The organism is Sutcliffiella halmapala (assembly GCF_050107295.1).
Classification (GTDB): domain Bacteria; phylum Bacillota; class Bacilli; order Bacillales; family Bacillaceae_I; genus Sutcliffiella_A; species Sutcliffiella_A halmapala_A.
The window spans coordinates 68,052-82,739 of sequence record NZ_JBNIKR010000005.1; the positions used below are offsets into that span (position 1 = coordinate 68,052).

General features: G+C 42.1%; 5 protein-coding genes. 4 read left to right on the forward strand and 1 reads right to left on the reverse strand.

The features are described from left to right. The first annotated feature begins 249 nt into the window (after positions 1-249). From ACQCT5_RS09645 to ACQCT5_RS09660, 4 genes are all read left to right on the forward strand, one after another. Entirely contained in the window at positions 250-10,767 is a 10,518-nt protein-coding gene (locus ACQCT5_RS09645) for a carboxypeptidase regulatory-like domain-containing protein (RefSeq protein WP_499641312.1), read from the forward strand. Positions 10,768-10,977: 210 nt separating this feature from the next. Further along, complete coding sequence (locus ACQCT5_RS09650; protein WP_499641314.1) at positions 10,978-11,682, forward strand: ABC transporter ATP-binding protein; 705 nt, start codon at positions 10,978-10,980, stop codon at positions 11,680-11,682. Beyond that, positions 11,679-12,929: an ABC transporter permease gene (locus ACQCT5_RS09655; RefSeq protein WP_499641316.1), complete on the forward strand. Its 1,251-nt coding sequence runs from the start codon at positions 11,679-11,681 to the stop codon at positions 12,927-12,929. Before ACQCT5_RS09650 ends, ACQCT5_RS09655 begins: the two co-directional genes overlap by 4 nt. 1 nt (position 12,930) lies before the next feature. Continuing rightward, a complete protein-coding gene (locus tag ACQCT5_RS09660; RefSeq protein WP_499641318.1) occupies positions 12,931-13,425 on the forward strand; it encodes a hypothetical protein in 495 nt (164 codons plus the stop codon). A 32-nt stretch (positions 13,426-13,457) separates the two neighbouring features. On the opposite strand, the gene ACQCT5_RS09665 is transcribed toward ACQCT5_RS09660, so the two are convergent. Then, complete coding sequence (locus ACQCT5_RS09665; protein WP_499641320.1) at positions 13,458-14,552, reverse strand: HupE/UreJ family protein; 1,095 nt, start codon at positions 14,550-14,552, stop codon at positions 13,458-13,460. Between the last annotated feature and the right edge of the window lie 136 nt (positions 14,553-14,688).

The window sequence follows — 14,688 nt, forward strand, 5'->3', positions numbered from 1 at the left end:
AATTTTAGTAGGATTATTTATTTTGTTGTCGAAATAACATGTTGAGATGAGTATGTTTTTCCTTATAGCATTCACCATGTAAAGTTTTTCTACAAATGAAGAGTTGTTTCTACATCCTGATTTGTCATCATTCTTCCTTTCAGTCAACTAGAGCTTATAAGAGATTAACTGTTTTAGTTTAGCTGAGTGATGGAAAGGGGGATGCAGGTAACTAGTCTTCTTTTAGAAAAAATTGGGGGTGCGAAAGACTTGAGTACATATTACTCGAAGAAAAAACGGAGATCTATTTCACTTTTTATGATTTTTCTGCTTATTGCCAGTTTATTATTACCGAACATGGTAGGAGCCGAAATTCCTAATGATTCCACGAGATTGACTGTTGAACAAGAAAAGCAATTGGAAAAGGAAAGAGAGAAAAGCGTTCAAAATAATTCAGAAGAAACGAATGGGGAAGCCTCAGAAAATGGGATTCCAAGCCTACTCGATGGAATTGACCTATCTTCTGAACCTGAATATGACGAAGACGATTTTGTAATGGAAGGGAAAGTAGAAACAGATATTATCAATGAACTAGATTCTGAAGGAACGGTCAATGTCATAATCCGTTTACAGGAATCTGTTGATATGAAGGAATTGTCGACTACTGTTTCTGCACTTGAAAATAGAACGGATCGCGTAGGTACGGTCATTGACGAGTTAAAAGGTGTTGCCAAAGCTTCTCAAAGCAAGCTATTGCAGCAAATGCAAGATTTAGAGAGTAAGAAGATGGTAAGTAATATCCAATCATTCTGGGTAATCAACGGACTCTCCGCAACTATTAATAAAGAGGCATTAGAGACTATTGCCCAAAGAGAAGATGTGAAGCGGATTACGTTGGATAGGGAATTTCAAGTTCCCGAAATGTTAGTGGAAGATTCTCCTCCACGTCTACCGGAGTGGGGATTGGAAAAAATCTTTGCTCCAAAAGTATGGGGGGAATATGAACTCCAGGGTGAAGGTGTTGTGGTTGGTATCATGGATACTGGTGTTGAGGGAGAACATGAAGCGCTTCAACATAACTACCGTGGCCGTGATGGAAATCATCAATATTCCTGGATTGATTTATCAGGCTCTGAATATTCCTCACCGAAAGATGGCCATGGACATGGAACGCATGTTGCCGGGTCTGCAGTTGGTGGAGGAGCAGGGGAACCGATCGGGGTCGCTCCAGGTGCTGAGTGGATAGCTGCCAAGATCTTTAACGATTCAGGTGGTACAACTGCATCCGCCATTCACCAAGCATTCGAATGGTTTTTAGCTCCTGGTGGTGATCCAAGTAAAGCGCCGGATGTGGTCAATAACTCTTGGGGAAGTGCCGACACTTATCGGACTGAATTTTTGGAAGGGGTACGTGCATGGGTTGCAGCTGGAATATTCCCGCTTTTTGCTGCAGGAAATGATGGCCCTGGTGCTCAAACGATAGGATCTCCGGGAAGCTTTCCTGAAGCTTTTGCAATTGGGGCTTCAGATATAAATGATCAAATCGCTTCATTCTCAAGTAGAGGTCCAGTTTCTTGGCCAAATGAAAATGGAGAACAAGTGCGATACATTAAGCCTGAGGTAACAGCTCCGGGTCATCAAATATATTCTGCATGGCCAGGTGGAGGCTATAACACGATAAGTGGAACATCCATGGCAACTCCTCATGTTGCAGGAGCGATTGCACTTATTTTACAAAGCCAGCCTGATTTGACCATTGATGAAGTTGCTGATCTTCTGGAAAGAACAGCGCGGACAGCAAGCCATATGGGTACGCTCCCAAATGATAATTACGGTCATGGGATTGTCAACGTATACCAGGCTGTGACAGAAGCAGCGTATGCAGGAGAAATCCGTGGGACCCTGAAAGATAAAGAGGGTAATCCGATTGCAGGTGAGATCTTCCTGTCTGAAGAAGACTTGCGCATAGAAGTAAAAGAAGATGGCCAATTCAGCTTCAAGGTTCGCGAAGGCACGCATGAAGTGGAAGTCGATTCCTTTGGATTCCATGCGATAACAGAAACCTTGGAAGTGAAAAAAGGCGAGGTGCTGGATAAGGCATGGGCATTGGAAAAGGCAGAAAGATTCAATGTAGAGGGAAGCGTTAAAAATACAGATGGAGATCCTGTACCTTATGCTTATGTCCGTGTATTGGATACACCACTTGAAACAGTAAGAACGAATTCGAACGGACAATTCCTGATTGAAAGTGTCCCGGAGAATGAATATACGATCGTAGTGAACGGTCAAGGGATTAAGCAAAAATCAGAAACAATTACCGTAAATGAAAATACAACAGTTAATTTTGAGGTAGCTTCCACTAAGGTCACCGCACTGGATGATTGGGCTACTTCCAAAAATAATTTCTCAAGGAACGCAGTGACCTCTGCAGAAGTCGATGCAGAGAAATTAGTGTCTTCCTGGTTTTATGAGTCAAATGGACAAGTATTATTCAGTTCACCTGTTATTGCGGAAGGTAAAGTAGTATTTACCACCGACCGCGGATATGTGGAGGTTGTGGACCAACGAACCGGGGAAGAATTATGGTCCATCAGAACTGGTAATACAAACCGTTCCACTCCAACAGTTGTGGATGGAGTCGTTTATGTGGCAGGTGGTTCGGATAGTAAGATTTATGCCATTGATTTAGAATCAGGCATGACAAAATGGACAGCTAAAGTTGATTTTCCTGCAATTTATGAAGCACCGATTTATCATGATGGGATTCTATACATCACTTCTTACATGGAAGCAGACGCAAAAGCAGTTGCGCTTGATGCAGAAACTGGTGAGAAGGTATGGGAAAAAGCTGTAGGTGAGAGATCGTTCTTCGGCGCTGCCATAGGTGAAGGGTTGTTATATGTCGGAACGTATGACTCTAAGCATTTAACCGCACTTTCCCTATCAGATGGATCTGAGCAGTGGAAAATCACTTTGGAAAAAGAAGGGTTCGCATCGAGTCCGGTTTATGTGGATGGGGTTGTATATGCAGTTAGTGTAAACTTCAGTAATCAAACAGGTACATTAAATGCCTTTGATGCTGATACAGGTAATAAATTGTGGAGTGCAGCAGATATAGGTGATACCCAGGCCGGTTCTCCAATTGTATTCGATGACCTTGTTATCATCGGTTCCTCTGTAAAACCAGTCATCAAAGCATTTAACAAAACTTCTGGTGAGCTTGTTTGGGAATCGGATATTGGAAGCATGATGGTGAATAGTGGAGCAGTGTCTGGGAATGGCTATTTATTTGTCACAGATCTTTCCTCCAATCTCCAAGTGCTCGATGTGTTTTCTGGAGAGAGGCTGCATACCTATAATCTGAAAAACTTAAGTACATCAGGGGTAGCAATTACTGATGGCCAGATAGTTGTAGCAGATCATTCAGGTGTATCAAGTTTTGAAGCGCCTGGTTTGTTATCCGGTTCTGTTACAAATGCTGACGGAGAAGGAGTTCCAGCAAAAATAACCATCGTTGGAACAGAAAAGTCAACTGAAGCAGATGAAAATGGAAATTATGCAATAAACATGCAGCCAGGTACCTATGATGTAAAAATTGCTTATTACGGACTCAAGCAGATTGTAGAAAAAGTCACATTTGTAACGGGCTATGACATTCAGAAAGATTTTCAACTTGAGCCGGCAGCACTTGGGTCATTTTCAGGTGAAATTAAAGATAAGAGATCTGGTCTTCCAATCGAGGGTGTATCCATAAAAGTGAATGACACACCACTTGAAGCTAGTTCGGATAAAGATGGAAAATATAGTTTTGCAGAAGTATATGAAGGAACCTATGATGTGCAATTCTCCTTGGCTGGATATGTAGATCAAGTAATTCAAGTCACAGTCAAGGCAGGAGAAAATACAGCTGTACCATTCGAAATGACACCTGTGGACGTTGTAGTTTTGGATGACTACAATGGAGAAATTGTACGCTTCCTGAACAATAATAACATCCCTGCTGAAGAGCGTGGATGGGATGTTATCGATGAAATTGGCAGCTATCAGGTTCTTTACATGAATGGTGCCTACACTTCGATGGGGGAAAGACCAACAGAAGAGAAATTTGAAGAGTTGGTTTCCGCAGCAGAGGAAAAAGGAGTCAGTGTTGTATTTGCCGATACATGGGGCATCAGTTATGGAAGTTTGAGACACCTTTGGGAATTCAGGAATGACCCGGCACAATATAACTCAGCTTACGATACTGCAACAGTCCGTTTACGTGTGGATGAAGAACATCCAATTACGGCAGGGTTGGAGAAGGATAGCAATTACGATATTCACGCGAACGGAGATTTTGCCTGGTTCAACCAATATTCCGGACGCCATCTGGCTACAGTCGGAAGCACAAGAGTCGGATTTGTAGGCTCGGGAGTAGCTTACAAAGGCGTTTCTGAGGAAAGTGCACATTTACTTCTTTCCACTCATGCAGCTTCTCCATGGGTATCTCCATTCAATGGTTGGCTGCCTACACAACAGCAAATTTTGTTGAATGGTATCAATTATGTGATGGATGCTGAATTTGGTGAAATATCCGGTTCCGTTGTCGATGCAGACGGAAATCCATTGGAAGTTACAGTGGAGGTTGTGGAAACGGGAGTATCGACTGAATCAACCGATGGATCTTTCGAATTGTTCCACGATGAAGGCACGTATACGGTCGCTTTCCGAAAATCCGGATATGCCATGCAGGAAGCGACAGTCGAATTTAAAAATGGAGAGCCGGTAATAAAAGATGTAACGATGGAAGTGTCAAATAGTGGTACAGTTTCCGGACAAGTTACGAATAAAATTACCGGGCAGGCAATACCATATGTTGAAATCAACTTATACGACGAAGAAAACAACCTCGTCGCAGAAGAAGTAAGCTCCATCAATGGTGCTTATGAAATAGCAGGTTTGAATGAAGCGGCGTACACACTGAAAATAGTACTGCGAGACCATGTAACCTATACTCAGGTCTTAAATGTTGCAGGTGAACCTATTCAGTTAGATATTGAGATATACCCTTCACCGAATGTGGGAATCATTGGGGATGGGTCGTTTGGATCCTTAAGGGATTTATTGGCGGAGGATGGAATCGAAGCGACAAACTATTCTTCCATCAGTAATATTCTAGCCGAGCTGCCTAACTTGGATGTTGTATTCTTTAATGATCAGTCTACTAGTAGTGTGACATTGCAAGTTTTGGAAGAGTTTTTAGCAGAAGCGGACAAGCATGAGGTAAGTGTAATTTTGGGGGATACGTATTGGACAGGTTCAGGGTTGAATCACCTCGTAAATAGATTCCAAGACCCGGAATCTCGCACACAGCATAGAGATTACAACAGCTCAGCCGGTTATGAAGTAATAGAAGAGAATCCTATCTTCGGAGACTTGAAGCCTGGGGATTTTGTTGACATTCTCTTACCGAACCGCAGTGATGTTGCTTCTTTTGAAGGCTATTCAGGCTATCCTTTAGCTTATATCAAACACGAAGCGCATGAAGATGTTCATGGCTTAGGTATTGGTTATAAACCAAGAACAGCTACAAGTATGGAACTGTTAATGGGTGGGCATGGTATTTCGTTTACTCATGACAACAGGCATTACACGGAAAATGGTAAAGATATATTCGTTAATGCTTTACTTTGGGCAGCTTACGTTGAATACAATGTAATCGAGGGTTATGTAACAGATGAAGAAGGAAACCCACTATACGCAAATGTCAAAGTGAAGGGCGAAGGGTTAGGTGCTTGGACAGACCCTGAAACTGGCTTCTTCAGTATTGCAGCGTTAGATGGTGATTATGAATTGGAAGTAGATTCTTTCGGATATCAAACGCATACGCAGTCGGTGACATTGGATGAGAATCTAGAGCAGTTTACCGTAGAAATGGCTTTACAGGAAAACAACGGCTCGTTAGAAGGTAAATTCTTTGATGAAAACACACTAGAAGGAATTCAAGGTGTGCACATAGAGGTAGAGGGTTTACCGCGTGAAGCGACTACTAATGTAAGTGGAGACTTTACTATTGATCATTTAGTGCCTGGAACTTACCCTCTTGTTGTTACGAAAGAAGGATATGTCATTCAGGAATTCAATGTGGAGATTAAAGCGAAGGAAGCAACTGTATTTGAGCGTAAAATGAAGCCATCTCCAAAAATAGGAGTCATTGTGGACGGACAGCTCTCTTCAGTTGTAAAGCTAAAGGATTATTTATCACCTAGAGGATATGTAGTGGAGGATCTATACTATTCAGACCTGGATAAAATTGCTGATTATGATCTGATATTTGCCAACTCAGATTATAATAATAGCTTGAATCCAGAGAAACAAGTATTCCTCGACTTCGTAAAAGAATTGGACCGGACAGAAACGCCTGTCATTTGGACAGGAAATGGAGGACCAAGAGGAAGTATTCGTTTCCTTGTGGATTATTTGGGAGACCCTGCAGAAGAGCATATGGGAAGTACGCCATCATCCCAGAAAACACTAACAGCTAAAATCCTTGAGGATCACCCATTGCTAGAAGGTGTGAAAACGGATGAAAATGGACAATTTGAGTTTGATAGCAGATACTATCATGGGTTTGAAGGATATACAGGGAAAACAGTAGCGACAGTTTCCCACCCTGGTCAAGGTGAACTGGGCAGTTTTGTGGCATATGGTGGACGTACTTTGAACAGTGTGGAAGTATTACTATCAAATATGACGTTCGGATACGGTTTTACAGAGAACGGTTATTTTGATGAAAATCGTGAACGAATCGTAAATAATGCTCTTACTTGGGCACTTGATAACAAAGAGCCATTAGTAGGGGAAATACACGGCCAAGTGAATAATAATTTTGACCGCAGTGTATTCTCTACTGTTACCGTACAAGAAACCGGATATACATTCCAAACGGAACAAGATGGTTCATTCTTCCTGGGGCTAGACACAGGCAGGTACACGTTGAATGTGGAAGCTTTCGGACATGAATCGGAAACATTTGTAGTGGATGTGGTTCGCGGAGAAAGCAAAGAGCAGACATTCGTACTGACCTCTGACAATGCCGGTCTCATTAAAGGGCAGGTAAAGGCAGAAGACACGAACAGTGGTCTGGAAGGTGCGAAAATCCAGTTGGATGGAACTCCTTTACAGACAACAACAGATAAAGATGGGTACTATGAACTTCAAGCTCCAGCAGGCGAGTATCAGGTCCGGGTTACTGCTAACGGATATACTCCTCAAGTAGTACCTGTTGTAGTGGAAATTGATCAAGAAGAAACATTAAACTTCACATTAAGTATTTCCGAAAAGATTGCTGTAGTCGGAACAAGTCTTAATGCCGGCAGATTCGTAACCGTGTTGGAGCAGCAAGGGTACGAAGCCATTCCTTGGGTAAACACTGAAACAGATCAACTAATGGAAGAATTAAGTGAATATGCGCTTGTAATCTTTAATGACCGACACTATTCAGGAATGCCGGAAGCTAAGTTTAAAGAATTCGTAGAGTTAGCTGACAGCTTCGGAATAAGTATGATTTTTACAAGCCAATATGCTAGTGGTACAATTCGTGATTTACGTGACTTTTATCAAGATCCAGTTACGGTTACTCAAGGCTTTTCACCAGGACATGTTAATTACACTGTTTTGGAAGAACATCCAATTTTTGCAGGATATGAAGTTGGAGATGTAATCCGTATTTTGGACAAGGGTGATGCGAATCAACAATGGTCCTATTTCTCAGAGTATAGCGGAACTAAAATTGCAGATTTAACGCATGATACAAATGGGACTATTGGTGGAGGAGTAGCTTACAAATTTAGAACTGCAAACAATGTTCACATCTTATTATCGAGCATCCATGCAGGATCGTATGGGAATCCAGAGACATTATGGACAGATGATACAAAACGGATCTTCACAAACGCGGTTGACTGGGCAATATCAGCCAGTCTGGGCGAAATAACTGGTACAGTCAAAGATAAGGAAGGAAATCCTATTGCAGGTGCGATCGTATCCATTGAAAGCCAAGGATTGAGCACAGAGACCAATGGAGAAGGGCAATATCGCCTGGGCGTAGGGGTAGGAAGCCATGAAGTGAAAGTTCAAATCCCAGGGTTTGTGACACAAACTGGAACTGCTGTAATTGAGGAACTTGGACAAGCAGTCGAATTGAACTTTGAAATGGAAAAGACAGACCGCATGAGTGTCACCGGTAAAGTAACAGATACAGAAGGCAATGGTCTGGAAGGGGCAAAAGTTACCCTGACAGAGAAGACCGGCCTTTATGAAGAGACAGTCGAGACGAACGAAGCGGGAGCTTATCAATTCGATGAACTTCTCGCTGGTGAATATGAACTTAAAATTGAAGTAAATGGCTATCAAACAGTCACACAAGAGATTGTGATTGAAGATGGGGAAAATGTTGAATTAAACTTTAAGCTAAGTGACTTCAACATTGCCGTACTGGGAGATATTCAAACTTCCATCACGGACTTCCTTGAAGAGAGTGGCTTGGCTGCCCAAAAGCGTGATTGGGATATTGTAGACGATGTTTATAACTATGAAGTAATTATCGTCAACACAAATACCGGAACGGAAGAGCAGCTACAAAAACTTATTGATGAAAGTAACAAGAATGAAACAAGCTTGGTGTTTGTAGATACTTGGGGTGTTGATGGCTCCATACAGCTACTGGAAAAAGCTTTTGGAAGTCCTGTTCGTGCAGAACATGGATATAACGAAGGTGCTGTCTATGTAGATGTACAAAAGGACAATGAAATCTTCACAGGATTAGATGAAGAAACAATCAAAATCCATAGTGAGAAGAGCCCTTATGCAACATTCGAGAACTATGAAGGTATTACACTTGCAAATCTAGTTGTGGATGAAAAAGATAAAGGCGCAACGATCGCTTACGATTTCCAAAGTAAGAATCATATGCATCTATTACTCTCCACATACGCTGTAAACAATATGATCAGTCCGAAACAAGGATGGACTGAACAAGGGAAGCAGTTATATCTTCAGGCAATTGAATGGGCAAGAGATGGAGTGCAAGAGTTACCAGCATCTCCTGTATCAAATGAAGAAGAGGTCATCTCAACGGATGGGAAAGTGACTTTGACTGGTACAGGAGAATATAGAAGTACCGTCACTATTCATCATGGAGAAGAAGTGCTTGCTACAGTTTTACCAGAAAAGGACGGCTCTTTCAGCGTAGAGATATCAGATTTATTAGATGGCAGTTACGAGCTTGTTCTAAAAGCCAACAACTTTGCTGGTGAAGTTACTGCTGATAAGAAGGTTACAGTTATTGTGGATACAGAAGGCCCTCAGCTGGAGGTAACCTCTCCTGTTGATAACATGGTAACCGGAAAAGAAGTGGTCGATGTAAATGGAACAGCAACTGATGCAAATTTAGCTCGAATTCTAGTAAATGGTGAAGAAGTAGAAGTGGATGAGAATGGAGCGTTCTCTACTCGAATCATTTTAGAAGAAGGAACACATGCGGTTAAAGTGGAAGCATTAGATTCAGTAGGCAATGTAACAATGGTGGAACGAACGGTAACGGTAAACCTAAGTTCGCCGGTAATTACAGACTTAACTCCATCTTCGGATCTGTATGTAAGACCTGGAGACAAGGTGGAAGTCTCCTTTAGGAGTGAATCTGTAGGCGGAACTGCAAGCTATTCCATTAAGCTTCCTGCCCAGATCTCTACTCAGTCTTCTTCTAGTAATGCAATGGAAGAAGTGGAACCAGGGGTATACAAAGGAACATGGACCGTTCCGACCAATGTAGACCTTCAAGGTGCCATTATTGAAGTGGAATTAACAGATGTGGCTGGAAACAAGGTTGTACAAGAAGCCGCCGGTAAACTGTTTATTTCTCAAGAGCAGGTAGACCGTATTTTCGGGGAGTCTAGATATCTAACTGCAGTGGAAACTAGCCGCAATGGTTGGACATCCTCAGAAACCGTAATCTTAGCTCGTGGCGATGACTATGCAGACTCATTAGCAGGCGTGCCTTTAGCTCATAAACTGGGGACACCGATCCTACTAACAAGAAGCAATCAATTACCAGAAGAAACAAGAGAAGAAATTCAAAGGTTAGGCGCTAGTAAGGTAGTGATCCTTGGTGGAGGTTATGCGGTAAGCGAAGATATCTCATCCATGCTTGAAAGTGATGGATTAGAGGTTACTCGTATCGCCGGTATTGACCGATATCAAACTGCAGCGTTAATCGCAGAAGAAGTAGCTCCAAATGGGGCGGATAAAGTTGTGGTAGCAGGTGGGAAGAACTTCCCTGATGCATTATCTGTTGCAACCTTTGCTGCAAGGGAAGGTATGCCGATTTTATTGACTTCTGCACAAAGTTTATCGAATTATACTACTGCTGCAATCGATAATTTAGGAAGTTCAGAAAGTATTGTAGTGGGTGGATATGATGTGATACCAGAAGACATTTCAGATCAACTGCCTGGAGCTATCCGCATCGCAGGAAATGATCGTTATGAAACAAATATAGAAATAGTAAAAGCGTTTGGGGTATCTAATAAGCATATGTATGTCGCTACTGGAAAAGGATTTGCAGATGCATTGACAGGAGCTGTCTTAGCTTCAAAAAATAACAGTGCAATCCTTCTGGTTCGTGATTACATTCCATCGGTAGTATCTAGCTACATGACCGAACATGGGGTCAAGCAAGTAACTATATTGGGTGGACAGTATGCAGTAAGCGAAGAAGTTGAAGCATCACTTGTTAAAATAATCGAATAAGTAAACTAGTTTATGGGACCCATCTTCATAGAAGGTGGGTTCTTTTTTGTTTACATAATTAGAGTGTGTTTTATACATCTGTAGAAATTAATAGAAAAACGATTAAAGGACTATATTAAGAAAATTCTATCTTTCAACAAAAAATTCATTTCCCCTTCACAATTAAATGGTAGAATCAGTAATAGAACACCAAAGGGGGAGAACGAAAAGTTGCAAGATGCCGTAATTTGTCGGAATATTCGTTATGATGTACAGGTGAATAAACAAAAGGAAGAAATACTAAATATAGATTCATTGTTTATAAATGAAGGGGATCAGCTGGCTATCATGGGGCCTAGCGGATCTGGAAAGACGACTTTGTTAAGACTTCTATCAGGATTGGTTTTACCCGAAAGTGGAACGATTCAGCTGCTTGGTGAGGAGCTTACAGATAAATCGGAAAAAGAGCGGGATGAATTCCGCGGGAGGAATATCGGGATGGTGTTTCAGGAGTTTCAGCTCTTTCCTGCATTGACAGCGGTGGAAAATGTTCTTGTACAGCAACTGGCTAACCATAATATGGATAAAAAGACTGCCAAGGAAAAGGCGATCACTTTGCTTAACGAACTGGGGCTGGAAAAGCGATTGCAGAACAGAGTAATGATGCTCTCACGTGGAGAGCAGCAGCGAGTAGCAATAGCAAGGGCTCTTCTGAATAATCCACAAATCTTGCTGGTGGACGAGCCTACAAGCAATCTTGATATCAAAACAGGTATCCATATCATGAATCAGATCCAGGAAATCAGTAGAACCAATGGAACAACGCTGATTACGGTTACACATGATGTACATATAGCCAAGGGTTTTACCAGAATGATCACTATGGAAGAAATCAATAAATCCTACTCCGGTGTGTTGAAGGAGGTATTGCGATGAACATCCTCCAATATACTCTGCTCAGCATCAAAGTGAGAAAGCTGAATGCAGCATTCACGGTTGTCGCGCTCACTTTGGCGGTTACCCTCACTTTCCTTGTTATCATGCTTTCTTCAGGTATTGAACAAGGAATCAAAAAGCAGTCTGCCACCTATGATTTGATTGTAGGGGCAGAGGGAAGTCCAACACAGCTTGTTTTGAACAGCGTGATGTACCTCGATGCCCCAATCGGCAATATCCCCTATCATATCTATGAAGAAATGAAAGAGGATGACCGAATACTTAGGGCTGTCCCTTTGGCATTGGGAGATTCTTATTACGGTTTGCCAATTGTTGGGACGACCAAGGATTTCTTTCTTCCGTATCGTGAAGGTTTGGCCGAACGGTTCCATTTAGCTGATGGGGCTTGGTTTGAAGATCCTGGGGACGTGGTACTAGGTTCGTTTGTCGCGAAAGAAGCGAATCTTTCAGTTGGTGATACTTTCACCGGGAATCATGGTTTAGGTGAAAATGGTGACCAGCACGGAGATTTTACTTATAAAGTGGTTGGTACATTGGAGCCGACCGGGACCGCTGATGATAAAGGGATATTTACACCGATTGAAAGTGTATGGCTTGTGCATGAAGAAGCGCACGAAGAGCATGAACAAGAAGACGCTTCAGAACATGAAGGAGAGAATCATGAAGAGCACAGTGAAGCACATGAAGATAATCAGGGAATTACCGCTTTATTGTTAAAGCCTCAGCAGATCGGCCATATTCCAAGCCTGAAAGAGGAAATGGATTCCATTCATGAGGTGCAGGCGATATTCCCGGTTCGTACATTCAGGCAGCTTCTCGAAACATTTGACTATGGGAAGAATCTCGCATACTTGCTGACGGGAGTGTCCATTGTTCTGGCTGGACTGTTTATTGTCTTTGCCATCATCAGCTCCATCCATCAAAGAAAACAGGAAACATCCATTCTCAGATCACTTGGGGTAAACAGAAATAAGATTTTGGCCAATGTTCTGCTTGAAATATCCATCTTAACCGGTGCAGGAACCATTCTTGGCATCGTGTTCGCTTCCCTCATTTTTGCGGGATTGAAAATAATCAGTCTTTCTCAATTCGGGCTGACGCTTGGAGATGTCGGATTACCGGTTGAATATGCACTTTATGCTGGCCTGGTATTTGTGGGAGCAACAAGCATCGCACTGTTGCCATTATTGCCATCTTATCTAATTAAACGAAAAAGGGAGTTATAATATGTGGAAGAAAATGCTACTCGTCCTTGTGCTGGTTGTGCTGACAGCATGCTCCTCAAAGGGCGCTGCGGATGATACGAACAAGGAAGATAAAGCGGGACAATCTACTGAAGGAACACTAACAGAAATCACATTTGATGACTTTTTTACCCAATCGGATACAGGAGACGGAAAAATTACCGACAAGATGCTGGAACTTGAAGGCAAAAAGGTAGGAATCAAGGGCTATATGACAGAAATCACTCCACTGGAATATGGCTTTGTGTATTTAGTCCCTACAGCAGGTGCTGCATGTCCGTTCTGTTCTTCGGATAACCCGGAATACATTGAAGCGATTGCTGTTTTCCCGGAGAAAGGAAAAGAGCTGGAATTCACGGAAGAAGCACTATGGGCATATGGTACGCTTGAGGTTGGAGAAGAGGTCGATCCGATAACTGGTTTGATCAGCATGTTCCGCTTAAAAGCCGATTCGATTGAACCATATCAAATCAGGTAACAAAAAGAGGCTGCCGTGGCAGCCTCTTTCTATTAAAGTTGAAACACTCGCTCTATCACCCAATACCCACCGATAAAAATGATAATTGCAGATCCGTACTTCAGTGTGCTTGGATATTGTTTCAGTTTTTGGACCTTTGCCAGGAAAGGAAGCACTAATGCAACCAATGCCACTTGGATGACCTCAATGCCAAGGTTGAAGCTCAGCAATGATATAGCAAGGTGGCTTTTTGGAATGGTCATTTCCGATAGCAATCCAGCAAAACCAAGTCCGTGAACAAGTCCGAACATAAAGGTAAGAATGTAGCGTTTTTTTACTTCTTTTCTAAAGATATTCTCAATCGCAACGTAGACGATACTTAGAGCAATAACCGATTCCACCAGCAAACCAGGCAATTTGATGATTTCCAGGTAGCCAAGTGTGATTGTGATACTGTGGGCAATCGTAAACGCGGTTACCACTTTGATATGATCCTTGAAGCTTTGTCGTGCCAGTAGAAGTGCAAATAAAAACAGGAGGTGATCATACCCGGTTAGGATATGTTCCATCCCGAAAAGGAAAAATTCCCACCAGCTTGTACCGGATGTCGCTGCCCCTTCCACAGTCAGATCAGCTTCCCAAGTACGGTCGTCGCCTTTGATGATTTTCTCCGAGAAGTTGCCGTCCTGTTCAATGGTTAAAAGCTGCGTGTAAGTTGTATTGTCATTGGTATTTTTATAGAAGTTGTCCACTAATGTGATTGTTTTGCTTTCCTCACCAAGTGAATACGTCAATGTGGTTGTTACCACGTTTTTGTCGTTGCGCTGCTCACTGATCATTTTTCCTGTGCTCGGACGGAGTGCAACGCCATCTGCCTGCATGGTCAGGTTCTGACCGATCCATTCTTCAATGGAAGCTTTTCCGTTATCCACTTCCTCTTGTGAAAGAGTTGAATCATTGTTTTGGTCAAGCTGAATATTTTCAATAACGGACAAATCATCAATCGAAAATATATAGGTGATTTGGCTCTCTTCCAGCACAATCTTCCCGAAGCTTGCACTTAGCGCATGTGCATGAGTAGCCGTTGGCTGTAAAAATGGCAGGAATACTATTAGTCCTATAAAAATGATGTTTAAAAATTTTCTCAAAGCGCTTACCCCCAAGTTTTGTTGTGTTCTTTTATTAACCATTAATAGAATACCATGTCTTTTTTAGAAATAATTCAAAATATCGGATAATTTTACAAAAAATTTATAGAAAATTGATATTTTTCTGCAAGCTTTT